The sequence below is a fragment of the Bradyrhizobium mercantei genome, from assembly GCF_001982635.1.
GTDB classification, from domain to species: domain Bacteria; phylum Pseudomonadota; class Alphaproteobacteria; order Rhizobiales; family Xanthobacteraceae; genus Bradyrhizobium; species Bradyrhizobium mercantei.
In genome coordinates this window covers 240,719-264,174 of the sequence record NZ_MKFI01000009.1, presented here as the reverse complement: position 1 = coordinate 264,174, position 23,456 = coordinate 240,719, and the positions used below count along the sequence as shown (strand labels likewise).

Below are 23,456 nucleotides of genomic sequence, written 5' to 3'. Positions count from 1 at the left end.
CCGAGTGCCTTGGCGATGCCGTTGGGGTCGATGATCATGATCACGGCGCCATCGCCCAAAATGGTGTTGCCGGAGAACATGTCGATGTGCCGCAGTTTTGTGGACATCGGCTTGACCACGATCTCCTCGGTGTGGAACACGCCGTCGACCACGATGCCGAAGGTCTGGCTGCCGACCTGCGTCACCACGATGAAGCCGTTCTCGGCGTCGCTGGTGGTCGCCCCGTCGTCGATCTTCAGGAGCTTCTTGAGATGGATCAGCGGCAACAGCTTGTTGCGCAGGCGCAAGACCGCGGTGTCCTTGATCCGCTCGATGCGGTGCTCGGAGTTGGCGCGGGCGCGCACCAGTTCGACCACCGAGAGCTGCGGGATCGCAAAGCGGTCGCCGCCGGCTTCCACGATCAGCGCCGAGACGATCGCCAAGGTCAGCGGGATCTTGATGGTGACGGAGGCGCCCTCGCCGGCCACGCTCTTGATGTCGATGGTGCCGCCGATCTGGTCGATATTGGTGCGCACCACGTCCATGCCGACGCCGCGGCCGGACACCGAGGTGACTTGCGCGGCGGTCGAGAAGCCCGGCGCGAAGATGAACTTGTGGATCTGGGCCTCGGTCATCTTCTCCAGTTCGGCCTCGGTGACGAGACCGTTCTGGAGCGCCTTGGCCTTGATCCGCTCGGTGTTGAGCCCGCGGCCATTGTCGGCGATGCAGATGATGATGTGGCCGCCTTCGTGATAGGCACTCAAGCGAATGGTGCCCTGCTCGGGCTTGCCGGCGGCAACGCGCTCGGCGGTGGTCTCGAGACCATGATCGGCGGAGTTGCGCACCATGTGCGTCAACGGGTCCTTGATCAAATCGAGCACCTGGCGGTCGAGCTCGGTGTCGGCGCCGTGCATTTCCAATTCAATTTGCTTGCCGAGTTCGCCGGAGAGGTCGCGGACGATGCGGGGCAGCTTCTGCCAGGCATTGCCGATCGGCTGCATCCGCGTCTTCATGACGCCTTCCTGCAGCTCGGCGGTGACGTTGGAGAGCCGCTGCAGCGGCACCTTGAACTCGGTGTCCTCGTTGCGCCGTGAGATCTCGAGCAGCTGGTTGCGGGTCAGCACCAGCTCGGAGACCATGGTCATCAGGTGTTCGAGGGTGTCGACATTGACCCGGATCGACTGGTTGGCGATCTTGTCGCCTTCCTGCACATCGCTCTCGGCGGCGGCCTTGCGGGCCGGCTTCTTCGCGGCTTCCGCCGGCTCGGCGGCGGGCGCTGCGGCGACGGGCTTGGCAACCGGCGCGGGTGCAGCCACTTCAATCTCGGTCTCGCGGAAGGCGCGCTCGAGCTCGTCGAGCGAGACCTCGCCCGGACGCAGCGGACGCTCCAGCGTCTGCACCACCAGCGTGCCTTCGGTCATGTCAGCCTGCACCGACGGCGCTTCGACGACGGGGACATCTTCTTCGGCAGCCGCCATCGCCGCCATGCCGTGCTCGACCATCGCCTCGAGCTGATCGATCAGGTCGCGGTCGTTGCCCTCGGGCTCGGCCTCGGTCGCCTCGAGCCCGCCCAGGATCTCCTTGATGCGGTCGATCGAGGACAGGATCAGCGTCACGGCTTCCGCCTTCACCGGCATGCCGTCGCGGAATTTGCCCATCAAGGTCTCGCCGGCATGCGCCAGCGCTTCCAGCCGCGGCAACCCTAAGAAGCCGCAGGTGCCCTTGATCGTGTGCACAAGCCGGAAAATATTATCCAGGATCTTCGCGTTGTTCGGATCCTGCTCGAACTGCACCAGCTGGTTGTCGACCGTATCCAGGCTCTCGCTGCTCTCCGTCAGGAACTCGCGCAACAGATCGTCCATGAAACCAACCTTCGAAAAACGCCGAAAACGCTGCGGCGCGCGACATCGACGCGCCTGACGGGAACTGGGTCAGCTTCTCCGCAAAGCGTTTAAGTTTGGTTGAGTAAATGGAAAAGAACGGGATCAACAAAGAGATAAGGCCGCGCGATTGAATCGCGCGGCCGGTCGTAACCTTTGATTAATGATGTTGCCGCGGCGGCCTTCAGGAGGCTGCGATAATGACCTTCTCGCCGTCGAGCGCGAGCGTCACTTTCAGCCCGCAGGCATCCGCCAGCAAGCGCGTGTAGTGCGGCTGCACCGCATGCGCATCGACCGTGTTCGACGAACTTGCATTGAGCAGGTCGACGATGTTCTGCGGCACGCGTGCATTGAGGCCGGCGGCCGTGATGCGGAAGCTCATGGCTTCGCCTTCGCCGACCGGATCGATGGTGAGCGTGCCGCCGCGCGGGATGGTCTGCTGCGCGATGACCAGCATGTTCAGCAGCAGCTTGACGCGATTCTTGGGCAGCAGCAGCCGCGGCAGATTCCAGCTCAGCGTCACCTTGCCGTCCTCGATGTGCCCCTTCGCCATGTTCTGGGCATCGCCGAGGTCAATCTGCGCGCCGGAGGAACCGGCGGCGCCGAACGCCAGCCGGCAGAATTGCAGCCGCGCCGACGCGGTCTTGGCGCTCTTGCGGATCAGATCGAGCGCGAAGTCGCGATCTTCGGGCTTGGGATTGTCGTCAAGGACCTCAAGCCCATTGACGATCGCACCGACCGGACTGATGAGGTCGTGACAGACCCGCGAGCACAACAGCGCCGCGAGTTCGAGGGCGTCGGGAGCGGGACCGGGACCGGGAGACGAAGTGCCAGACATCAATTGTTTCCTGGAAAGCCGCACGCCGACCGAGGAGTGCGAATCACGCATGCCTGTCGGCTTGATACACCGGGCAGACGGATGCTGCCAGCTTGCGGCGGGACTGGCATCATGATCTCAGGGGAAGACGAACAGGATATGAGACCCGCCCATGAATAAGGCACAATCGCCCGCGGTCGACTGCGATAAGGCCGCCACGCTGCTCGAATCACTGACCGAACTGGTGATCCGCGCCGGCGAGGCGATTCTTGCGGTCAACCGGTCCGCCATGAGCGTGACCGGCAAGAGTGACGGTTCGCCGGTCACCGAGGCCGACCTCGCCGCCGACCACATCATCGTCGAGGGGCTGACGCGGCTGGCGCCGCATGTGTCGCTGCTGTCGGAGGAGCGCGTCCATCTGGCGACGCCGCCCTACAAGGACAGTTTCTTCCTGATCGATCCGCTCGACGGCACCAAGGAATTCGTCGCCGGCCGCAACGAGTTCACCGTCAATGTAGCGCTGGTCACGCACGGCGTGCCGCTGCTCGGCATCGTCGGCGCGCCCGCGCTCGGGCTGATCTGGCGCGGCATTGTCGGCAAGGGCGCCGAGCGCCTGACGCTGCAGGGCAACGCGGTTGCGCAGGCGGTGCCGGTCAAGACCCGGCCCTGCCCGCCGCGCGGCGCGCCATGGACGGTTGCGGTCAGCCGCTCGCATGGCGATGCGCGCACCGAAGCCTTCATCGACGAGCGCGGCAACGCGGTCCGCGCCGTGCTGGGATCCGCCGTCAAATTCGGCCGTGTTGCCGAGGGCGCGGTCGACATCTATCCGCGGCTGTCGCCGACATCAGAATGGGATGTCGCGGCCGGCCACGCGGTCGTCGTCGCGGCCGGCGGCAAGGTCACTGATTCGCATGGGCGCTCATTGCATTTCGGGCTCGGCCGCGAGGACTTTCTGGTCCCCGAATTCATTGCCTGGGGCGACCCGGCCGCGGCGCCATGATTACTGCGCGAGACTTTCTTCCAGCTCCGGCCAGCGCGCCGCGGCTTCCTTCAGGAAGCGCGCGGGATCGGCAGCGAAGGCATCGCGGCTGTGTTCCCGGTTGAACAGATAAAGCCTGTTCCCGACGACGGCCCAGAATCGCGGATTGCCGGCGCAGGTCACGCCCCGCACCAGATCGGTCGGATCGTAACCGCCGAACTGCGGTCCATAGATTTCCGGATGTGCCACGAACGAGGCACGGTTGCCCTCGTTGCGGAAGCGCCAGACCACGCCGCTTTCGGCGGCTTCGAATTCCGGCCGCCCTTGGGTGGCGGTGGCATCGGTGAAATAGGCGACGGGATCGAATCCCTCGATCGCAAGTCCCGAGTAGCGGTTCGTCACCACGCGCTCGGTCGTGGTGGCCTGAACAGGCAGACCGGGCGAGATGGCCGCCAAAATGCCCGCCAACAGGCCGAAAAAGGCCATCCCCCGGCACGATCCATATCTTTCCTGCCGTTGTGCCGTCATAGTTGATACCGATAACATCCGAGTCGAGGGGACACTGGGCGCAACCTAGAGCCGTGCCTGTTGGCATCAGGTTAAAGGGCAGCGCCCGGATTTCGATAGCAGGGGTTCTTTATGACTTTCGCATCACGCCTTGCCGCGGTCGCGTTCGCCGCGCTGATGTGCTGGAGCGCAGGGGCGTCCGCGCAGCAGGGCCCGCCACCACAATATCCGCCGCCGCAGCGTGAGCCGACCCCGTATACTTACGGGCCCGACGAGTTGGTCAACGCCGGACACAAGTTCTTCGGCAACGTGTCGCGCGGCCTCGCCTCGGTGATCGAGCGCGCGGTCAGCCAATGGGGCCTGCCCAACGGTTATGTGCTCGGCGAGGAAGGCTCCGGCGCGTTCGTCGCCGGGCTGCGCTATGGCGAAGGCACGCTCTACACCAAGAACGCCGGCGACCTCCGGGTCTATTGGCAGGGTCCCTCGGTCGGCTTCGACTGGGGCGGCGACGGCGCCCGGACCATGACGCTGGTCTACAACCTGCCCTCGACGCAGGCGATCTACCAGCGCTTCGTCGGCATCGATGGTTCGGCCTATATCGTCGGCGGCTTCGGCATGACGGCGCTGACCGCCAACAACATCGTGCTGGTCCCGATTCGCTCGGGCATCGGCCTGCGGCTCGGCGCCAGCGTCGGCTATCTCAAATTCACCCCGCGCGCGACCTGGAACCCGTTCTAGGTCGCAAAGCCCCGGACGGATGACTGCGCCGGGGCGCTCGGCTACGGTTAGCGATTCAGGTTAACGCGGCGAACGGGCTGGCCTTCGGCTGGCCCGTCGTGGCATTGTGATTAACAAATTCCTTCTTTTCTTCTTCTTTCTTGGAGTGACCCTTCATGATCGAGCCGATCATGTACGCGGCGATCGGTTTCCTGATCTCGATGCTGTGCGGACTGATGATCGTGCCGCTGGTGCATAACCGGGCGGTGCGGCTGACCACGCGCCGGATGGAGGCGGCCACCCCGCTGTCGATGGCCGAGATCCAGGCCGACAAGGACCAGCTCCGCGCCGAATTCGCCATGTCGGCCCGCCGGCTCGAGATGAGCGTCGATCAGCTCAAGAGCAAGACCACGAGCCAGCTCGCCGAGCTCGGCAAGAAGACCGACGCGATCAACCGCATGAAGATCGAGCTCGGCGAGAAGAACGCCGCGATCTTCGCGATGGAAGCGCGCGAGAAGGCGATGAAGGAGCGGCTTCGCGCTACCGAGGAAGAGTTCGGCGCCAAGACCGAGCTGTTGCGCACTGCCGAGCAGGCGCTGACCGACAAGCAGAGCGAGCTTGGCAAGATCAACGCCGAGCTCAGCGACCGCTCGATGACCGCCGACAGCCGCCAGGTCGAACTGGTCGCGGTGCGGACCCAGGTCGAGGAATTGAAGAACCGCGTCGGCGATGCCGCCAGGGAGTTCGCGGCCACCGAGGCCCGCCTCGCCCAGGAGCGCAGCCAGTCGGAAACCGTGACGCGCGATCTCACCGACGCGCGCGGCCGGGTCGAGAATCTGAGCCAGCGCGTCACCGATCTCGACCGCCAGCTGATCGTCCAGGTCAAGGAAGCCGAGATGCTCGGCAACCGCGTCAGCGACCTCGAGACGCGGCTTGCGACCCAGGGCAAGCTGCTTGCCGAGCGCGAGTTCGAGAACGGCCAGCTCAAGCAGGCCAGCGCCGCCGCCGAGCGGACGGTGCAGGAGCTGCGCGAGGAGATCGCGGCGGCAGGCGGCGGCAAATCCTCGGCGCTCGAGAAGCTGCGCCAGGAGAAGGCCGCAGTCGAGGAGCAGCTGCGCATCGCGCGAGACGAGCGCGGCAAGCTGCAGCGCGACATCAACGCGATCCAGCAGCAGGCCGAGAGCTCCTGGGCGACCGAGCGGATGGAGAACGCGCTGCTGCGCGAGCGCATCAACGACATCGCGGCCGAAGTGGCCAAGCTCGCGATCCAGTTGGAAGGCCCCAATTCGGCGATCGAGGCCATGCTGGCGGCGGAGCCGACCGTGCCGGCCAAGCCGGCCGGCAAGCCCGCCAACGGCACCGCAAATGGCGCCGCCCCAGGCAGCGGGATACCCGAAGGCGGCGGCACGCTCGCCGAGCGGATCCGGGCACTGCAGTCACACGCCTCCCGCGCCCGCCAGCAAGGAGCGTGATTTACGCAGGGTTTGGCTTGACACCCCTACCCGGCACTTCGTAAATCGCACGCTCTGACGAAGCGCCTGTTTTCGACCGGTCGCCAGCGGCCGTTCGCATGTCAGATCCCGGACGCATAGCTCAGCGGGAGAGCGTTCCCTTCACACGGGAGAGGTCCAAGGTTCGATCCCTTGTGCGTCCACCATTTAACCAACAATATCAATATCTTAGAACGCCACTTCCCTTCTGATGTGCCCCGAGATCGGTGGGGCACAATGGGGGCACACAGCTTACCCTGAACTTTTTCACGACCAATCCAGACGCGAGACCGACCCTCAGTTGGCAGTTTGCTTCAAAGAAAAAAGCCCCAGCTATCGGGGCCGGGGCCGAGGTTAGGTTGTCGGACGATACAATCAGCGCCCCTAGCGGCACCACGCGAATGACCGCATAAGCCTTGTACCGGGCATAACGGCTGCGACAATCCACAAACGACGCATAGGCGTATGTGCCCTAGTTCCTCGAGTGGAAAAGTGGTTTCTCCAGGGAGCAACCCGGCCAACCAGGGGCTCTGGTCGACCTCGTCCCGTGACGCGATCCCTTAAATAAGGACAGAAAACTCGCCGCTGGGAGCAAAGGAGAAATGTCGCTTCGCCGAAATTCAAATTCGGTGTCTATCGCGGTTCGAGCGAGATCCTGAATTCGTCTGAAATCTAGTCCCCGACTCGAAAATGAACGGTTTACCTATCTTTTTCTAGTAAAAAGACGCCTTTACCTATCTTATCCTTGAATCTTTGCGCAAAGAATGATAGATAAACCTATCTTTTTTTTGGCAAAAGACAGGAAAACTTATCATGATATCCCTCGATGCCATACATGACTTGGGAAGGATCCTGCATGATGCCAGGAAGCAGGCAAAACTGACGCAAGAGCAAGTAGCTGAGCGCGCAGGCATTTCCCGACCTAGTTATCGCGACATCGAAAATGGCGGAGCAGCCGCTCGCGCGACAACACTAATCAACGTCGCGCGCGCGCTTGGCATGGAATTGATGCTGATCCCGCAAGCGATGGTACCTGGCGTGCAAGCACTACTCCGCCCTTCCGAAGACGATGACCGCCCGGCATTCACCATTGAACCTGACGATAACGACCATGCCGAAAATCAGCGCCCCTAACCAAATCCAATCGCTGGACGTATTCCTACAGGACCTCAAGGTTGGCACGATCGTCCGAACTCCTGGCGACTTCAACGCCTTCAGCCTCGAAACGGAATATAGAAAGCTCGCGAAGCCGCCCATCGTGAGCCTGTCCTTCAGGTCCGCGAACGGAGGACTCCGAAGCGATCAAAAGCCTACACTACACACGCTTCCCGCATTCTTCGCGAACATGCTCCCCGAAGAACGGCTTCGCGAAGCGATGGAAAAACACCACGCCGGAAAGGTCCGCCCTGGGAACGACTTTGATCTGCTGACGGCACTCGGCGGCGATCTACCGGGTGCAGTGCGCGCGTTGCCAACCGGCGGAAGCGCCACGTCACCTCCTCCGGGCGCTGCAGGGGCCATCAAGGCCCGCTTCTCTCTGGCCGGAGTACAAATGAAGCTCTCGGTAATGAAAAGCACCGGCAAGGAGGGGGGACTGACGTTGCCTATCGGCGATGGACAAGGGCGATACATCGCGAAATTTCCGTCCACCAACCATATAGGACTGTCGGAAAACGAGTATGCGATGCTGGCTCTCTCCGAGGCGCTGGGAATGGATGTGCCCGAGCGCGAATTGGTCGATAAATCTGATTTCGAGGGAATTCCCGAAGAGTTCAACACCCTTTCCACCGGCAAAGTGCTCCTCGTCAAACGCTTTGACAGAGCCGCAGAAGGCGCGCGCATCCACATCGAAGACTTCACTCAAATCTTCGGCCTCCCGCCCTCGCGGAAGTACGACGGAGCATCATATCACGACATCGCTAGCGCCTTAAATGCCGCGGTCTCGATGGATGCAGCGATTGAATTCGTACGTCGCCTGGCATTTACCGCGCTCATCGGAAACGGCGACATGCATCTCAAGAATTGGTCGACAATCTATCCAGGCGACGGACTGACCCCTGCGCTCGCCCCTGTATACGACGTGTTGTCCTCAGTCCCATACCTACCGAACGACCAAATGGCGCTTTCCCTCGGTGGCGAGAAGCCATTCAAGGCGCTTACTCCGATCGTCTGGCGCAAATTCAGCAACCGCGCACGGCTTCCGGAAAAGGCCGTACTACTGGCTGTGGACGAGGTCGTAACTTCAGTGAACGAGCATTGGTGGAAGCTTCCTGAGCGCGGCGTCGTGCCGGCTTCCGTGCTTGAAAGAATCGATAATCACGTGCGCATGATGAGCAACGTCTTGAATCCCGGCTAACCAGATTACATTCGACAAAGCTCGATCGATACTCGCCACAAACTGCTTGACGATCACCTTCGAGCCAGCAGCAAGCAATCAGCACCGCGGTCTTTTCCGCTCTCGGCAAGTCTCTCCCGGAAGATGCAGCGTTGCGAGATTGGCTCGGGCTCACGGTGTTCGCCACCGCGAAGAGCGCGATCCACGAGATACTGGGCACCCTTGCGATTGGTTTCGCGATGCTGCAGTTCGGACAGGCCGGCCAACTCACCGAGGCTTAACGCATGCGCGGGGTGCTTGAGAAGCTTTTCGCTTCGCCCCAGTTGGGCTCTCGACCAGCAATAAAAACGTCAAACAAACTTTGACGATTGAGCCCGCGTCTTGCCGGTGCGGTTCATCGTTCGTCAAACGTCACCCGCGCTCGGACGTGGCCTATGCCTTTCACGCTGACGCCCATTTGGTCGTTGACCTGCTGAAACCGGAATAGCGACTCAACGGCCGGCTCGAGGGGCTTAGGTGGCCGGCGCTGTTGACCGCACTCGGTCGACGTCGCGGTCAGGACGGCATCCGGCGAGACGATCTTCGTCATGCAGCCGGAAAACGTTCACGAAGCGCTACTGGTTCGCCGTCGCTTGACGAATTAGGCCGCGCAGCTTCGCCGGCGTCAACGGCAAGAAATCCGCCTTGACCCCGAATGGCTTCAACGCGTCCTCGATTGCGCTGGCTATGGCGGGCGGAGCGCCCATCCTGCCCCCCTCGCCGCCGCCTTTGATCCCGTATTCGGTAAAGGGTGACGGCGTTACGACGTGGCCAACCCGGACATTCGGAGGCACTTCGTTGACACTGGGTAGAATATAGTCGGCGAAGTTTGCGTTCAGGAGTTGGCCGTCGTCGGCGTACTTGTACTCTTCATAGATCGCTGAACCGATTCCTTGTGCCGTACCACCGCGGACATGGCCGGCGAGTGTCATTGGGTTTACGATCGTGCCGCAATCATGGACGGCGACATAGTCGAGAAACTTAACCTTGCCGGTTTCAACATCAATCTCTACGACCGGCATGTGGCACATATGGCCCATGATCGGATAGAAGATGCCCAGATCCTTGCGGTCTTCCGATGGCATGGTTGTCAGCGGATGGTCGTAGGTGCAGGAAGCATCGAGTCCGGTGTCGAATTCCGGCGTGTCCGGAAACGAGAGACGGAAGAAATGCGCCATCATTGCAAGATCGGCGATGGACTTTTCAGCGCCTTGCCGCCCCTTAACCCTGACCTTTCCGTCAAACAGTTCCATTTCGGAAGGGTCGGCGTCCAATAGGTGAGCGGCAAGGAGGAAAAGCTTCTTTCTGATCACTTGAGAGGCAGAGACGATTGCCCCCGCCACCATCACCGTAAATCGACTTCCCCCTGGGCCGGTGCCGGCTATGCCGCTGTCGGTATCGGCGTAGGTCACCGAGATATTTGCGGGATCCATGGTCAGATGCTCGGCCAGAATCATGGTCGCCATGGTTTCTGGGCTGTTGCCCCAGAAAGGCGCCTGAAGGGTGATTACGGCATTGCCGGTCGGATCGATTTTTACCTTGACGCCCTCCGGCGATGAAGTCAGCGCAAAACCGGCTTCATGGTTCAGCATCCAGAATTCGGTTGCCGAAAAAACCGATCGCTCTTGGCAAGTAGCAAGTCCGATCCCGATGTAGCGTCCCTCCTTGCGAGCTTCTTTCTGCTTGTTCCGCCAGCCATCGTAGTCGAGCATCTGCAGCGCTTTATCGAGTACGGCGGGATAATTGCCACTGTCATAGAGATTGCCGGTTGGAATGAAATAGGGAAACTGCTCGGGTTTGATGAAGTTCTTGCGCCGGAACTCTACTGGATCAAGGCCAAACTCAGAACATGCCGCGTCAACCATCCGCTCCATTACATAGTTCGACACTTCCGAGCCGAAGCCGCGATAGGCTCCCTGCTGGCACTTGTTTGTCATGACCGCGGTGATGTCGGCCTCGACGCTACCGATCTGATAGGGACCGGTGATCTGCGATAGCGCGTTGCCGTGGTGCCCGATGTCGAATTGGAAGTAAGCGCCGTAGTCGTCAATGACCTTGCAGCGCATCGAGATCATCTTGTCGTTATGATCGAGCGCCAGTTCGCAATCATAGAAGCGGTCCGAACCATGATGGTCGCAAGCCAGGATGTTGTCGGAGCGGTCCTCGAGATACTTCACCGGACGCCCGGTCTCGCGCGCCAAAACTGCCGAGATGACCGGTACCTTGTGAATGAAGAGCTTGGAGCCGAAGCTGCCGCCAGCGATAGTAGGAATGATGTTGAGCTTGTGGACTGGCACGCCCAGCGTGACAGCCAGAAGCCATCCTACGTAGTTGTACATCGAACTGTTCACGTGAATGGTAAACTTACCTGTCGCGCTGTCGTACTCGCTGACCGCGCCGCAGGTCTCCAACGGCTGGGCACCTGACCGGGCCCAGCGGAGCGATCGCTTGACGACACGCGTTGCGCGGGCGAAGTCGCCGGCTACGTCTCCGAAGGAAAAGTTGCGGTGCATTGCGACGTTGGTGTCGCCGCGCGCGGGGTGCAGCACGCCTTCGCCGATCGCGTGCATCGCCTTGCGCGGATCGTTCATCGCTGGTAGCGGTTCGTACTCGACCTCGATCAGGCGTGCCGCGTCCTCGGCGATATAGCGGCTTTCAGCCGCGATGATCGCCACCGGCTCTCCGACATGACGGACGCGATCAATCGCAACACAGCGTTGTTCGACAGGCGGATTTGAAAAGCAGGGCAACGGCCCGGTCAACCTTGCGACTGCCTCGCCCGTCATTACCGCGACTACGCCCGGCAACGCACGTGCCTTGGAGACATCAATCGATATGATGCGGGCGTGGGCATGGGGGCTGGACAGAGTGGCGGCATGCAGCATGCCGGGCACGCTCACATCGTCAGCATAGCGGCCCTGACCGGTCAGGAGGCGCGGGTCCTCGACCCGTTTCATGTCAGTGCCGATCCACTTTGTCTTCTGGCCGGGTTTCTCGCGCTGGCGGCTCGCGGGGATACGCCTGGTCTGGTCCTTCATCTCACGCCTCCGCCGTCTGGGATTTCAGAAGTGTGGCCGCATGCTCAATCGCGTCCACGATCGTCTGGTATCCCGTACAGCGGCAAAGATTGCCGCTGATCGCTTCGATGATGTCTTCCCGCGAGGGAGTCGGATTGCTGGCTAGGAACTCCTCGGCACGCATCAGCATGCCAGGAGTGCAATAGCCACACTGCAAGCCGTGTTTTTCCCAGAATGCTTCCTGGATCGGGTGGAGCGCGCCTTGTTTGCCAAGGGCCTCCACCGTGCGAATATCATGTCCCTCGGCTTGTACTGCGAAGGTCAAACAGGACCGCGCTGTTTTACCGTCAATTTGAACTGTGCAGGCGCCGCAGACACCATGTTCGCATCCGACATGAGTGCCCGTAAGCCGAGCGACTTGCCGGATAAAATCCGACAGCAGCATGCGGGGCTCCACATGACCTGAATAGGTCGTGCCATTGATCGTCAGTTCTACCTTCTGCGTCCTCATCACAGCGCTCCCTGCTTAGCCGTCATTCTGACTGCAGCCGCAAGCACGCGACGTGACATAGTACGCACAAGGTCGAGTCTGTATGCGGCGTCCGCATGAATGTCGTCGCTTGGATCTGAGTTGACGACCGCAAGTTCCGCCGCCTCGGCCAGAAGTCGATCGTCTGGACCGGCACCTTCCAGCTTTGCCTCTACGACCGACATCCGCCGTGTTTGAGCCCCGGCTCCGGTAAGGCCGAAACGTACATTCGTCATCTGCCCCTTCCGGATCGACAGCCGGCAGCCCGCGGAAACAATAGCGAAATCGCCCTTGCGCTGTGACATCTCTTCGAAGGCATAACCTTCGCCCGCAGCCTGGGCAGGGATACGGATCTCGGTCAGCATCTCAGCGGGCTCGACCTCCGTCTCGAAAGCGTCGATGAAGAAATTACCAGCCGCCACCACGCGTTCACCGCGTGCGCCTCGGATCACCATCGAGGCGTCAAGAAGCGTGAGGACCAGCGGCATTTCGGACGCAGGATCCGCATGGCAAATGTTGCCGCCCAATGTGCCGCGATTGCGGATCGTGTGGTGCGCAACGCTGTGATAGGCGACGACGAGCATAGGGCAAGCCGATGCTGAGGCGTCGGCTTCCATGATGGTGTTGTGCGTCGCCAGGGCACCAATCCGAAGAACCCCGTCTTCGACCAGGACGTACGCGAGGTCGGAGAGATTTCCGACGTCAACAACGAGATCCGGCGTCGCCAGGCCTAAATTCATCATGGGAATCAGGCTCTGGCCGCCGGCCAGCAGTCGCGCTCCCTCCCCGTGCCTGCCAAGCGTTGCGATCGCATCTTCGATTGAATTGGCACGATGATATTCGAACGGCCACGGCTTCATTCAACCCTCCCGGCGATTCATTATTGAGCATTCGCTCATTAATTTATCGCAATGTCAACGTTTTTGACGCCCCCGCGAAGGGAGAGATCAAGGAGGAGCTCACATGCGCGGCAGTCGCCCAACAAGAAATAGCCGCACCATCTGTTCGACATAGGCATCCTGGGCGAGCGCAGTCGGGGTTCTGAAGATGTGCTTGCGGATCAAGTAGTAGATGAATGTCGAGTGAAGCATCCAGACTTGCTCCATCTCCATAAGATCGACGCCTGAAGCGAGCATCTCGCGCGATCCGTGCCTCAGTTCGAGCGCAATCGTCTCCATCAGGGAGGAGACGTTTTCGCGGATATATTTGGACGTCAGGTCGTTTCCAGACAGGCCCGAGAAAAGCGCGATCCGGATCCAGACGTATTCATCGACCGTCTGGAGATACGAGCGGTAGAATTCAAAAAGTCTCTTTTCCAGCGGCTCGGATCTGTCCTTTAGCTTCCTTTCCCAATCCGGCCGCCACCGCTGCAGAAAGGTCGTCTCGTAGACACGCTGGACCAGCTTCTCCTTCGAACCGAAGTATTTGAAGATCAAGCCCTGAGATATTCCAGAGCGTTTGGCCAGATCGCGGATATTGGCTTCAAACCCATGTTCGGCAAAAAAGCGGGTCGCATCATCGAGTATCATCCGCTCCCGCTCGTGCGGCGGCAAACGGCTTCTGAAGGACCGATTTGTCTCGCGAGCCCCGCTCTGGACGGAAGCGGCACTGCGCGTCCTCCTACTCTGCCGGGCGGTTTCTGCAGGACCGTCCGCTGGCTTGGCGCTCATTAGTACCCATCCCTCTCTTTTCGGCCGAACCTTCCAGACCTATCGGCGCGCTGTCAATGGCAGCCTCAAATATGTTATTGACCAACTGCTCACTAATATGTAGAGACGCAGAAAGAGATGAAATTGCATCAGGGAAGGACCAGCCATGAGCGCCAAAGGAAAGGTCATCATCACTTGTGCTGTGACCGGCTCGATCCACACGCCCAGCATGTCGCCCCATCTCCCGATTACGCCGGACGAAATCGTGACGGACGCGCTGAAGGCCGCGGAGGCCGGAGCCTCGATCCTGCATCTGCATGCACGCAACCCGGAAGATGGGCGGCCGGATCAAACACCGGAAGGGTTCGCCCGCTTCCTCTCGCGGATCAAGCAAGGTACCGGCGCTGTAATCAACATCACGACCGGTGGCAGCCCTTTTATGAAGGTCGACGAGCGCGTTTTGCCCGCGGCAACCTTCAAGCCGGAAGTCGCTTCGCTCAACATGGGCTCGATCAACTTCGGTCTATTCCCGCTCTTAGAGAAATACAAGGAATTCAAGTTCGACTGGGAACGCCAGCACCTGGAGAACACGCGCGACCTGGTATTCCGCAATTCGTTCAAAGATATCGAGCATATCCTGAAGACCTGCTACGCGAACAACACGCGCTTCGAATTCGAGTGCTATGACATCGCGCATCTTTATAACGTCAAGCATTTCGTCGATCGCGGACTGATCAAGCCGCCCTTCTTTGTGCAATCGGTCTTCGGCATCCTGGGTGGCATAGGTACACACCCCGAGGACGTGATGCACATGAAGCGAACCGCTGACCGACTGTTCGGCGACCAGTATCGCTGGTCTGTCCTCGGTGCCGGCGCGGCGCAACTTCGAATCGGCGCCATGGCAGTGGCCATGGGCGGTAACATTCGCGTGGGACTTGAAGACTCGCTTTGGGCCGGCAAGGGCACGCTCGCTCAATCCAGCGCCGAACAGGTGGCCCTTGCCCGCAAGATCATCGAGGGCCACGGGCTGGATGTAGCAACACCTAATGAAGCCCGCGAAATGCTTTCGTTGAAAGGCGCAGATCGGGTGAACTTCTGAGCGATCGATGGAGATATCAATGCAAAAGCCGGTGTCGAAAGAAGCCATCTATGAAGCCGCCGAAGCGCTATCGAATTGGGGCCGATGGGGTCAGGAAGATCAGCTAGGAACAATCAACCATGTCACCCCCGCCGATATCGTCGCAGCGGCAGGATTGATCAGGCGAGGCAAGGTCTTCAGCCTTGGCCTGTCTCTCAAGGAAAAGATCCAGTCGGGGCTTTTTGGTGTGCGCTGGAATCCAGTGCATCTGATGCTTGCGACCGGCACCGATGCGGTGGCGGGAAATCAGACCAGCCCGAACCTCCAATATGCGGATGATTCCATCTCCATGCCCTGCCAGGGCTCGACGCAGTGGGACGCGCTGTGCCACGTATTTCTGGATGGCAAGATGTACAATGGCTATTCGGCGGCGCTGGTGGACAGCTTGGGCGGCAGGAAACTCGGTATCGAGCACATGCGTAACAAGATGGTTGGGCGCGGTGTCTTGTTGGATATCGCGCGCTGGAAAGGCCTCAGCTGGCTCGAGGATGGTTATGGCATAACCAGCTCCGATCTCAATGAATGCGCGAAAGCGCAAGGCGTAGAAATTCGCAAGGGCGATTTCGTGATCGTCCGCACCGGGCAGCAGGAACGGTGCCTGTCGCAAGCCAACTGGACGGGATACGCCGGAGGCGATGCACCAGGCCTGGCCTTCGAGACAGCCCACTGGATCCGGGATAAGGACATCGCGGCGATCTGCGCCGACACTTGGGGCTGCGAAGTCCGTCCAAACGAGACGAACGAGGCCTATCAGCCGTGGCACTGGGTGGTGATCCCGGTGATCGGCATCTCGATGGGCGAGATTTTTTACCTGAAGGAACTGGCGGAGGATTGTGCGATCGACAAGGTCTATGAATTCTTCTTTGTCGCTCCACCCCTGCATCTGCCAGGCGGTGCCGGCTCGCCCGTTAATCCACAAGCGATTAAATAGGCGCGCATCCTACGATCTGGTGATGGACAGAGGAGCGCGGCGTGGAGTTGTACGATGAAGTGGCGATCAACGCATCGCCGAAGCAGGTTTATGCCGCACTCAACGACCTCGACGTGCTGAAGCGGTGTATTCCGGGGTGCGGAGGACTTCAACGGCTGTCCGATACCGAACTGGAGGCGATGGTCGTATTAAAGATCGGCCCCATCAAAGCGCGCTTCAGCGGCATCGTTAAACTGGATCAGAGCGGAGCACCCGAGTCTTTTTCGCTGTCGGGACATGGGAATGGTGGAATGGCGGGCCACGTGCGGGGCGGTGCACAAGTTACTCTCGTGGCCGATGGAGTTGATCGGACCATCCTGCGCTACGGAGCGCGCGCTGAGGTTGGTGGTAAACTTGCTCAGTTGGGCAACCGGCTTGTTCAGTCTACGGCACGCACTCTTTCTGCAAAGTTCTTCGAGACTTTCGCAGTTGTCGCTGGGGGCAACGCCGTGCAAGCTATCAAGCGCTGAAATCCTGCGGCCGAGAGACATGGCTGAGACGAACTCTTCGCTGGTGCGCTGCGGACATTTGATCCGCTCGCAGGCGACACCAACTGCTTCGACCATTTACCTCGAGCGCAATCCGATGTGCGGGTGATCGAACTGCTGAAGCCAACGCACATAGCGTCCAGCCCTATTTGTGAGGATAGGTACGGCCTTGCTTGACCACGAAGGCGCTCACCTGTTGCCGGTAGACCCGAGGCACCTCGGCCGCTGCTGCTCGGGCGCGAATGAGATCGGCCATCGCCTCGTGAACTTCGAGCGCCCATACCGCCGGTCGTTCGCCGGGCAACCGGCGAACGAAACGGCGGCCCGGCACTTCGTCTTAGCCGGATCGCCCGGCTTCCTTGTGATCACCGATGGAGCGACCACTGTGCATTCCTGGCCGAGCGACCGGGCCATCGCCAGCCAGGCCGGCGTCGTAACGGATATGGACGCGGTCAGACGCGACGGCATCTCTCAGCTTGGCGACATGGATCTCGCCAAACACTTTCCCTCAACCGGCTCGTCCTCCTGTGATAGGGGTCGGCTCGGATCGCCCGAGCAACCCTCGGACGCGCAGTGTAGGGCGAGCCACCTCACCGGCAGAGGCGAGCGGACTTACCGCCTTATGAATAAAAAGAGGGCCACTCCGAAGGAGTGGCCCTCCAAGTCAGGGAGGAAACGCCCCATTTGGGACCTCAAACACTCCGACTTCTCATGCCTGGTTTTTTAGCCGAGAATTCAGTTTGTTTTTCTGCAAAGAGAATGATGCGAGAAAACAAACACGCAGAATTCTTGTTATTTTTCGAGGATCACGCAGGATTCCAAACAGATGGACGCTGACCAACTCGATCTATCAATCCTCGCCGAACTGAGCACGAACGCCAGAATCAGTCAGATCGAACTCTCGAATCGAATGGGTCTGTCGAGCACCGCGATCGCACGACGTCAGCGCGCGCTGGAAGACGACGGCTATATCAAGGGATATCAGGCGATGCTGGACCTCTCTCGGTTCGGCCTGAATACCACGGTGCTGGTGCGAGTTACCCTTGATAGCCAAAGTGACGAGGCACTGAAATTATTCGAGATGGGGATTGTTAAATGCCCGTCCGTGATCCGCTGCTTTCTGATGTCTGGGAGCGACGACTATCTTCTCATTGTACTAGCGCGCGATATCGAAGATTTCGAAAGAATTCATCGAACCGAACTTTCGCCCCTACCGCGCGTCTCTCGCATTCAATCAAATTTTGCTATACGAGAGATCGTCAACCGTGCCGTACCCCCGATTGTATTTGGAAAACCAGGACGCTCGAGACGCAGATAATCTACAATCTCTCTCGTCAACGGCGAACATCGCTATGTGCAACGTTATTCAGTGCTATTGCGCTAACCGGCATAGCCGCCGCGGAAATAGCTCAGCGAAGAGCAAGTCGAGAACCTCACTCCAACTTAGCACGCGTCTTCGCACAATCGCGTATGCGATCAGCCCCTGCAGTTTCCGGCGCATCATGCGCTGCAGCACCTACTCGTCCGGCGACAACTAGCTTCCGGAGGCTGCCGCTCTTGAATCCGCTTCATCTTTTTCAGCAGCATTCCAATTGCGTGCTCGCCGATGTTAGAAATTTCCGCGACAGCGACCCGGTCCGCTCCGTTTGATTATAAACGCCTTCCGCGCGTTCGAAGACTTCGATACCTTTCGTCGCTTCCCGTCCTTCTTATCTGAAAGCCCGTTTTAAGCGTTCCAGTTTTTCGGTGATCAGAACTATCGTTCTTCAAACATGCCCACCAAGATTGCTTGCGGCAGTGGAGGCGAGCCTGGACAATCAGGTTCTGAACGGATTTAGGAAATCGCCGCCCCGCATCGATGGGATGCGCCCGCTGGTACTGAAATGGAAAAAACACATCCTCGTGCAGTTCCTGTGCCGCGTGCCATGCCCACCGCGGGTTGTACAGCATACCTCGGCCGAGGGCGATGAGATCGGCCTGCCCCGACGAAAGGATGTTTTCTGCTTGATGCGTATCTGTGATGAAGCCAAGCGCCATGGTGGGAATACCAACCTCGCGACGAATACGCTCGGCAAAGGGAACTTGATAACCCGGCCCCACTGGTATGCGCTGATCAGGCGAAGCGCCCCCGCTCGATGCGCAGATGTAATCGCAGCCTCGCACCTTCAAGGCCGCCGCGAACTCAACCGTGTTATCCGCGGTCCAGCCGCCGTCCACCCAGTCGGTGGCTGAAACGCGAACCCCCAAAGGCCTGGTCGACGGCCACACTTCCCGGATTGCATCGAAAACTTCCAGCGCAAACCGGGTGCGAGCCTGCGTGCTTCCTCCGTAGCGATCGATCCGCTTGTTGGCGAGTGGAGTCAGAAATGAATGAAGAAGATAACCGTGGGCACAATGAAGCTCAAGGAGATCGGCGTCCAGATCGAGGCTATTCCGGGCCGCCTTTGCGAAGCAATTTCGCAACCGTACCAGACCGTCGCTGTCGAGCTCGGTCGGTCGAGGACGACCGGGATACGGTATCGGAGACGGACTTGGCGTCAACCAAGCGCCCTGCTTCTCGTTGAGGGGAATCTGTCCTTTCCAAGGCACGGAGACCGAGCCCTTGCGGCCGGCATGGCCGAGTTGGATGCCGAGTTTCGCACCCCCATAGCGCCTGCAAAACTCGAAAACGGGCCGCAGAGCCCTGACCTGATCGTAAGACCATAAGCCAGCGCAAGAGTATGTCAGCCGTCCCTCGGGTTCGACTGCCATCTGTTCCGTCATCAGGAGGCCCGCGCCCGACACGGCCAAATTGCCAAGGTGCATGAGGTGCCACTCGGACACGCAGCCTGACCGATCGGCCGAATATTGGGCCATCGGCGAGACTACGATCCGGTTGGGCAAGTTGAGGTGGCGCAACCGGAACGGTGAAAGCAACTTCGATGTAATTCGAGGCCTCCGCCGATGGCACATCGGATGTCAGTCAGATATAGTAGCTGCTGTGACAGCTACTAATTTTGTGCCACACGGGTAGCTAAAAATCAAGGCGGTGAAGTGATGTCAGAAGAATTCTGGGCGAAGAACCCATCAGGCTTCCGGATCATTGTGGGGCGCAATCTGGAAATGCCACTCGCCGCTCAAACCGACTATTTGACACCAAACGATCGCTTTTTCGTCTGCAACCAGCGCGCAACCCCCAGGGTTGACGCCGCTACATACCGTCTGCGCATACAAGGCGACGCAGTCTCCCGACCATTGGGGATTTCTTATGAGGAGCTCAAGGCGATGCCGCAGCGGAGCGTGCTCGCCTATCTCGAATGTGCCGGAAACCATCGCTTATTGTTCGAGAAGGAGCTCGGTCGGAAATTGAACAAGCGGCCTCACCTGACGGAGGTCATGTGGGATCTTGGCGCTATCGGCATGGCGGAATGGCGCGGCGTTCCATTGCGCCATGTCCTGGAACTTGCGGGGCTCAAGCTCGATGCTATCCACGTCTGTCCGGTCGGATTGGACCGCGACCGCGAGGGGAAGGAAGGCGTCAAATGCCCAATGCCGATCGGTAAGGCACTTGATCCCGATACCTTGCTGGCACTGCGGATGAACGGAGAGCAGCTGCCGCCGGATCACGGTTTCCCTGTCAGGGTCATCGTCCCGGGCTGGATCGGCACGTATAGCATTAAGTGGGTCGATAAGATCGAGGTATCCTCCCGCTTTCAATGGGTAGTCCGCAACACCGAGAAATATGTGCTGATGGGCGACGAATGGCCTGAAGAAGACTACGCGCCGGCGAAAGGCGGGCCGATCACGCAGCAGAACATCAAGAGTTCGCTTGCACTCGACTGGCCGGCGCGCTGGAGCGCTGGGACGAAACGGCTTTTCGGCTACGCACGCTCTCCCGATGCGGAGATAGCCTCGGTGGAATGGAGCGACGACATGGGGAAGACATGGCATCCCGCCGACATCATGCCGCCGAATCTGCGTTATTCTTGGGCGCGGTTTACATTCGAATGGGTCGCCACGCCAGGTGTGCACGAGCTAATGACCCGCGCGACCGACGCCCGGGGAGCGGTGCAGCCGCTCCGCATTCCGTTCAATAATGGCGGCTACATGTTCAACATGGTCCACCGGCATCCGGTGCAAGTCTCGCTAGGACTAGATTCGGAGTGATCGTATGGCGCGGGTCCATCCAGCCGGAAGACCTGATCACGCCAACTGCGCAGTTTTTGACCTTTCCAATCAACTCAGCTTTCTCGTGCAGAAACGCGACGGTTTCCCGAGGTGAAAAGGACGGCAGACATCCGGCATCTATTGTATCTATCTCACATCTACAGCTAATCCTGCGGGCAGCCTCAGATAGCATCCGGAAATACGAGGATGCGCTCTTGAGTCATGGCGACAACCGTATCGCGCGGACTTTCACGCCCGTATCCACTATTTCGCAGTCCGCCATACGGCATCTGATCGGGACGGAAGGTCGATGTGCCGTTCACGATGATGGCGCCGCAGGGCACTTCGCGCGCGGCACGGAAAGCCACGCTGTGGAGCTTCGTGAACAACCCGCAGTTCAGCCCAAGGCCAGTGTTCCTAATCCACTCGAAGACGAAGCCGATATCATCGTAGGGATGGATCACGACGACCGGTCCAAATACTTCGTCGCACGCAATCTTCATCTGCGGGCTCGCGGCTGAAACAACCGTGGGCTCAATGACGTTTCCACGCCGCCCGCCTCCCACAAGTATCCTCGCTCCACCTGCTCTCGCCTCCGCAAGCCACGATTCTATGCGAAGCGCGGCAGTCTCGTTGATGACGGGACCGACGTCGGTTGCGAGATCGCCTGGATCACCCGAGGTCAAACCTGCGACCTTTTCCAAGAAAAGGGCCGTGAACCGTTCCAGCACGGCTTGATGAACGAAAAGATTCTGCAATGAGGCGCAGCTTTGGCCGGCAAGCCGATAACCAGATTGGACGCACATGGTGGCAGCCTCGTCAATATCGGCATCGTGATGGATAATGGTCGGGCCAACGCCGCCAAGCTCAAGGATGGTACCGCGCATACCCGCTGCGGCCTTGATCGCAAGGCCCGCTCGTGCTGAGCCCGTGAAGGATATGAAGTCGACGCGACTGTCGCGGACAAGGGCTGCGCCCAAATCGCCGTCGCCATGAAGGAGGGCGATCGCGTCGGGCGGGACTCCCGCGTCAAGGCAGACCTGTACGACAAGCAATAGTGTGTAAGGCGCTTGCGGTGGCGCTTTGAGAGCAATGGCATTTCCTGCGGCGAAGGCCGGCCCGATCTTGTGACAGGCGAGGTTGACCGGCGCATTAAACGGGACGATGCCGGCGACGACCCCAACCGGATAGCGAAGGCCGATCGCCACTCTGCCATTGCCAGCAGGACTGCCGGCGATCGGCAGCTGTCTTCCCTCGACTCGGATAGCCTCCTCGGCGCAGAAGCGAAGCACGTCAGTGGCGCGCGCCAATTCTTGACGGCTGTCGCGAATGGTCTTCCCGGTCTCACGCGTCAACACGGTCGCGATGAGCTCGCCCCGCTCCTTCATCAGCGCTGCGGCACGGTGAAGGGATGCGGAACGCTCCATCGGCGCGATCGCCGCGACGCGCGAGCCCGCAAGGGTCGCCAATGCGCGTTCGAGATCGGCTTGGTCGCAGTCGTGAACGCGGGACGCTATGGTGTTTTGGAAAGGTTCGCGCAGGTTGCGCGCGATCGGCTTGGTCACCCATTCACCGGCGATGAAGGCCCGGGCTTCATACGGTTCGTCGCGCGACGATGATGACGCATTGTCCAGCATCTTCCACCTCGACAAGCTTATCAGAGACGCCCACCAGTAACATCTCGTAGCTGCTATAACAACTACTTTACGAATCGCAAATCAGCAGAGCGACACAGGGAAGCCGCGGCAAACCTGCCGAGCAAACGCGGAGGGCTTCGTCTGATGGCTGTGAAGCGATCAGCGGGCGGCGACGGACGATAACACCTTGTCGTCCTTTTCAATCAAGCCGAGCGCCCGCAGCCGCTCCCGCATGTGATTCACTTGGGTGCGAGAGAAGAGCAGTTCGCGAATGCGGACGAGATAGGGGCCGAAGGCCTCCTCGATCTCCTTGCCGAATCGGCCGTAAATCTCGGCCAGATAGATGTCGTGGCGGATGATTGTTTCTGCCATGGTTACGACAGGCTCGCTGCGAGTATACGCACCGAGGTAGTCGTCCTTCATGCGGGCAGTGATCGCCTCGGCATAGTCTATCGTCACCGTGAAAAGGTTGTCGGCATCGCCGATGCGAATGCCGTTGCCTTCGTGAAGATAGACCATTGAGCCCTTGCCGAAGTTAAAGTGGCTAACGTCTGTGCCGAACAGAATGATAACGATGTGCACGCCGCGGTCGTATGCCGCCTTCAACTTGTCGCGGTGGAGCTTAAGAATGTTGTCCGCCGCCTTGATCCAAATGTGCTTCTGCGCACGGTCCAGCATGTCGGCGATCCGGTCGTTTACCGGTTCTTCGCCTTTGATAGTCCAGACGACGTCTTGATGCTGCTCCGTATCGACATTTTCCAGGAGCGTCGCCAGCCGATCGCAACGGCTTGAGGTTTGCTTCGCGATGCTGCCGAGCAGTTCGGCAGGAGGCACGGGAACGAAGCGGGCGGGCCGCTCGCCGACCGGCTGAACGGCGCCCTTCTTCATCAGGTTCTCCAACGCGCCATATACGTTCGCACGTGGAATGCCCATCGTCTTGCTTACGTCGTATGCAGTCGCGGGCGACGAGGCCAGCAGACCTAGGTAACTTCTAGCCTCGTAGTCCGAGAATCCCAGGGCTTGGAGCTCTGAAAGAATTTCGCGACTAAGCTTGGAATTCGGCTTCTTTGTCGGCAAGCGTTTCACTTCCGACGACTTCGCGACTTTTCTCAATTTTCCTCTCCCGGACGCAGGCTCAA

At 59.9% G+C, this 23,456-nt stretch carries 20 protein-coding genes, 1 tRNA gene and 1 pseudogene; 12 read left to right on the top strand and 10 right to left on the bottom strand.

Going from position 1 to position 23,456, the window contains the following annotated elements; genetic code table 11:
• Together BI327_RS36040 and chpT are read right to left on the bottom strand one after the other, a co-directional pair.
• Window positions 1–1,841, bottom strand: a 1,841-nt coding sequence (locus tag BI327_RS36040; protein ID WP_076866099.1) for a chemotaxis protein CheA, incomplete at its 3' end; no start/stop codon positions are given.
• 202 nt (window positions 1,842–2,043) lie between these two features.
• Window positions 2,044–2,697, bottom strand: a complete 654-nt coding sequence (gene chpT, locus BI327_RS36035; protein ID WP_076866098.1) for a histidine phosphotransferase ChpT — start codon at window positions 2,695–2,697, stop codon at window positions 2,044–2,046.
• Between the two features lie 151 nt (window positions 2,698–2,848).
• Here chpT and cysQ point away from each other — a divergent pair, with 151 nt between their 5' ends.
• A complete protein-coding gene (gene cysQ / locus BI327_RS36030; RefSeq protein ID WP_076866097.1) occupies window positions 2,849–3,676 on the top strand; it encodes a 3'(2'),5'-bisphosphate nucleotidase CysQ in 828 nt (275 codons plus the stop codon).
• Here cysQ and BI327_RS36025 read toward each other — a convergent pair whose 3' ends face one another.
• Window positions 3,677–4,141: a YHS domain-containing (seleno)protein gene (locus tag BI327_RS36025; protein WP_076866096.1), complete on the bottom strand. Its 465-nt coding sequence runs from the start codon at window positions 4,139–4,141 to the stop codon at window positions 3,677–3,679. It abuts the gene before it with no gap.
• A 153-nt stretch (window positions 4,142–4,294) separates the two neighbouring features.
• Between BI327_RS36025 and BI327_RS36020 the strand changes: the two genes are divergently transcribed.
• The 6 genes from BI327_RS36020 to BI327_RS43620 all read left to right on the top strand — a co-directional run bounded on the left by BI327_RS36020 (window position 4,295) and on the right by BI327_RS43620 (window position 8,985).
• Window positions 4,295–4,900, top strand: coding sequence for a DUF1134 domain-containing protein (locus tag BI327_RS36020; protein ID WP_016843676.1), 606 nt, complete (start codon window positions 4,295–4,297; stop codon window positions 4,898–4,900).
• A 155-nt stretch (window positions 4,901–5,055) separates the two neighbouring features.
• Window positions 5,056–6,351: a hypothetical protein gene (locus tag BI327_RS36015; RefSeq protein WP_076866095.1), complete on the top strand. Its 1,296-nt coding sequence runs from the start codon at window positions 5,056–5,058 to the stop codon at window positions 6,349–6,351.
• A 110-nt stretch (window positions 6,352–6,461) separates the two neighbouring features.
• Window positions 6,462–6,536 (top strand) — tRNA-Val (locus tag BI327_RS36010).
• 646 nt (window positions 6,537–7,182) lie between these two features.
• On the top strand, window positions 7,183–7,503 hold the full coding sequence (locus BI327_RS36005; RefSeq protein WP_076866094.1) for a helix-turn-helix domain-containing protein: 321 nt from the start codon (window positions 7,183–7,185) through the stop codon (window positions 7,501–7,503).
• Window positions 7,481–8,725 carry a type II toxin-antitoxin system HipA family toxin gene (locus BI327_RS36000; protein ID WP_076866093.1) on the top strand — a complete coding sequence of 415 codons (1,245 nt, stop codon included), beginning with the start codon at window positions 7,481–7,483 and terminating at the stop codon, window positions 8,723–8,725. The genes BI327_RS36005 and BI327_RS36000 overlap by 23 nt, the downstream gene beginning before the upstream one ends.
• 131 nt (window positions 8,726–8,856) lie before the next feature.
• The gene (locus tag BI327_RS43620) at window positions 8,857–8,985 is read left to right on the top strand and encodes a hypothetical protein (RefSeq protein ID WP_283807829.1); all 129 of its coding nucleotides are present in this window, start codon (window positions 8,857–8,859) and stop codon (window positions 8,983–8,985) included.
• A 333-nt stretch (window positions 8,986–9,318) separates the two neighbouring features.
• Here BI327_RS43620 and BI327_RS35990 read toward each other — a convergent pair whose 3' ends face one another.
• The 4 genes from BI327_RS35990 to BI327_RS35975 all read right to left on the bottom strand — a co-directional run bounded on the left by BI327_RS35990 (window position 9,319) and on the right by BI327_RS35975 (window position 13,959).
• Window positions 9,319–11,781, bottom strand: coding sequence for a xanthine dehydrogenase family protein molybdopterin-binding subunit (locus BI327_RS35990; RefSeq protein WP_076866091.1), 2,463 nt, complete (start codon window positions 11,779–11,781; stop codon window positions 9,319–9,321).
• A 1-nt stretch (window position 11,782) separates the two neighbouring features.
• Window positions 11,783–12,271, bottom strand: coding sequence for a (2Fe-2S)-binding protein (locus BI327_RS35985; protein WP_076866090.1), 489 nt, complete (start codon window positions 12,269–12,271; stop codon window positions 11,783–11,785).
• A complete protein-coding gene (locus BI327_RS35980) occupies window positions 12,271–13,149 on the bottom strand; it encodes an FAD binding domain-containing protein (protein ID WP_076866089.1) in 879 nt (292 codons plus the stop codon). The genes BI327_RS35985 and BI327_RS35980 overlap by 1 nt, the downstream gene beginning before the upstream one ends.
• A 99-nt stretch (window positions 13,150–13,248) precedes the next feature.
• Window positions 13,249–13,959 (bottom strand): TetR/AcrR family transcriptional regulator, encoded by a 711-nt coding sequence (locus tag BI327_RS35975; RefSeq protein WP_083742355.1) that lies wholly within the window; start codon window positions 13,957–13,959, stop codon window positions 13,249–13,251.
• A gap of 145 nt (window positions 13,960–14,104) precedes the next feature.
• Here BI327_RS35975 and BI327_RS35970 point away from each other — a divergent pair, with 145 nt between their 5' ends.
• From BI327_RS35970 to BI327_RS35950, 4 genes are all read left to right on the top strand, one after another.
• Window positions 14,105–15,037 carry a BKACE family enzyme gene (locus tag BI327_RS35970; RefSeq protein ID WP_076866087.1) on the top strand — a complete coding sequence of 311 codons (933 nt, stop codon included), beginning with the start codon at window positions 14,105–14,107 and terminating at the stop codon, window positions 15,035–15,037.
• A 19-nt stretch (window positions 15,038–15,056) separates the two neighbouring features.
• Window positions 15,057–16,007 (top strand): cyclase family protein, encoded by a 951-nt coding sequence (locus BI327_RS35965; RefSeq protein WP_076866086.1) that lies wholly within the window; start codon window positions 15,057–15,059, stop codon window positions 16,005–16,007.
• Window positions 16,008–16,048: 41 nt separating this feature from the next.
• Window positions 16,049–16,516 (top strand): CoxG family protein, encoded by a 468-nt coding sequence (locus BI327_RS35960; RefSeq protein WP_076866085.1) that lies wholly within the window; start codon window positions 16,049–16,051, stop codon window positions 16,514–16,516.
• A gap of 844 nt (window positions 16,517–17,360) precedes the next feature.
• Window positions 17,361–17,852: an Lrp/AsnC family transcriptional regulator gene (locus BI327_RS35950; protein WP_076866083.1), complete on the top strand. Its 492-nt coding sequence runs from the start codon at window positions 17,361–17,363 to the stop codon at window positions 17,850–17,852.
• Window positions 17,853–18,364: 512 nt separating this feature from the next.
• On the opposite strand, the pseudogene BI327_RS35945 reads toward BI327_RS35950, so the two are convergent.
• Window positions 18,365–19,486 (bottom strand): annotated as a pseudogene (locus BI327_RS35945) (NADH:flavin oxidoreductase/NADH oxidase); the annotation flags it as partial.
• A gap of 84 nt (window positions 19,487–19,570) precedes the next feature.
• Between BI327_RS35945 and BI327_RS35940 the strand changes: the two are divergent.
• Window positions 19,571–20,680: a sulfite oxidase gene (locus BI327_RS35940; protein WP_076866081.1), complete on the top strand. Its 1,110-nt coding sequence runs from the start codon at window positions 19,571–19,573 to the stop codon at window positions 20,678–20,680.
• Between the two features lie 182 nt (window positions 20,681–20,862).
• Here the strand turns inward: BI327_RS35940 and BI327_RS35935 are convergent, their stop codons facing one another.
• Window positions 20,863–22,317, bottom strand: coding sequence for an aldehyde dehydrogenase family protein (locus BI327_RS35935; protein ID WP_076866130.1), 1,455 nt, complete (start codon window positions 22,315–22,317; stop codon window positions 20,863–20,865).
• Window positions 22,318–22,476: 159 nt separating this feature from the next.
• On the bottom strand, window positions 22,477–23,430 hold the full coding sequence (locus tag BI327_RS35930) for a TrmB family transcriptional regulator (RefSeq protein WP_083742352.1): 954 nt from the start codon (window positions 23,428–23,430) through the stop codon (window positions 22,477–22,479).
• Window positions 23,431–23,456 lie beyond the last annotated feature (26 nt).

Coding starts and splice junctions, on each gene's coding strand:
- BI327_RS35950 (WP_076866083.1), top strand. CDS start 17,361: ATGGACGCTGACCAACTCGATCTATCAATCCTCGCCGAACTGAGCACG.
- cysQ (WP_076866097.1), top strand. CDS start 2,849: ATGAATAAGGCACAATCGCCCGCGGTCGACTGCGATAAGGCCGCCACG.
- BI327_RS35965 (WP_076866086.1), top strand. CDS start 15,057: ATGCAAAAGCCGGTGTCGAAAGAAGCCATCTATGAAGCCGCCGAAGCG.
- chpT (WP_076866098.1), bottom strand. CDS start 2,697: ATGTCTGGCACTTCGTCTCCCGGTCCCGGTCCCGCTCCCGACGCCCTC.
- BI327_RS35985 (WP_076866090.1), bottom strand. CDS start 12,271: ATGAGGACGCAGAAGGTAGAACTGACGATCAATGGCACGACCTATTCA.
- BI327_RS35940 (WP_076866081.1), top strand. CDS start 19,571: ATGTCAGAAGAATTCTGGGCGAAGAACCCATCAGGCTTCCGGATCATT.
- BI327_RS35980 (WP_076866089.1), bottom strand. CDS start 13,149: ATGAAGCCGTGGCCGTTCGAATATCATCGTGCCAATTCAATCGAAGAT.
- BI327_RS36025 (WP_076866096.1), bottom strand. CDS start 4,141: ATGGCCTTTTTCGGCCTGTTGGCGGGCATTTTGGCGGCCATCTCGCCC.
- BI327_RS36000 (WP_076866093.1), top strand. CDS start 7,481: ATGCCGAAAATCAGCGCCCCTAACCAAATCCAATCGCTGGACGTATTC.
- BI327_RS35975 (WP_083742355.1), bottom strand. CDS start 13,959: ATGAGCGCCAAGCCAGCGGACGGTCCTGCAGAAACCGCCCGGCAGAGT.
- BI327_RS36015 (WP_076866095.1), top strand. CDS start 5,056: ATGATCGAGCCGATCATGTACGCGGCGATCGGTTTCCTGATCTCGATG.
- BI327_RS36005 (WP_076866094.1), top strand. CDS start 7,183: ATGATATCCCTCGATGCCATACATGACTTGGGAAGGATCCTGCATGAT.
- BI327_RS35935 (WP_076866130.1), bottom strand. CDS start 22,317: ATGCTGGACAATGCGTCATCATCGTCGCGCGACGAACCGTATGAAGCC.
- BI327_RS35970 (WP_076866087.1), top strand. CDS start 14,105: ATGAGCGCCAAAGGAAAGGTCATCATCACTTGTGCTGTGACCGGCTCG.
- BI327_RS35990 (WP_076866091.1), bottom strand. CDS start 11,781: ATGAAGGACCAGACCAGGCGTATCCCCGCGAGCCGCCAGCGCGAGAAA.
- BI327_RS36020 (WP_016843676.1), top strand. CDS start 4,295: ATGACTTTCGCATCACGCCTTGCCGCGGTCGCGTTCGCCGCGCTGATG.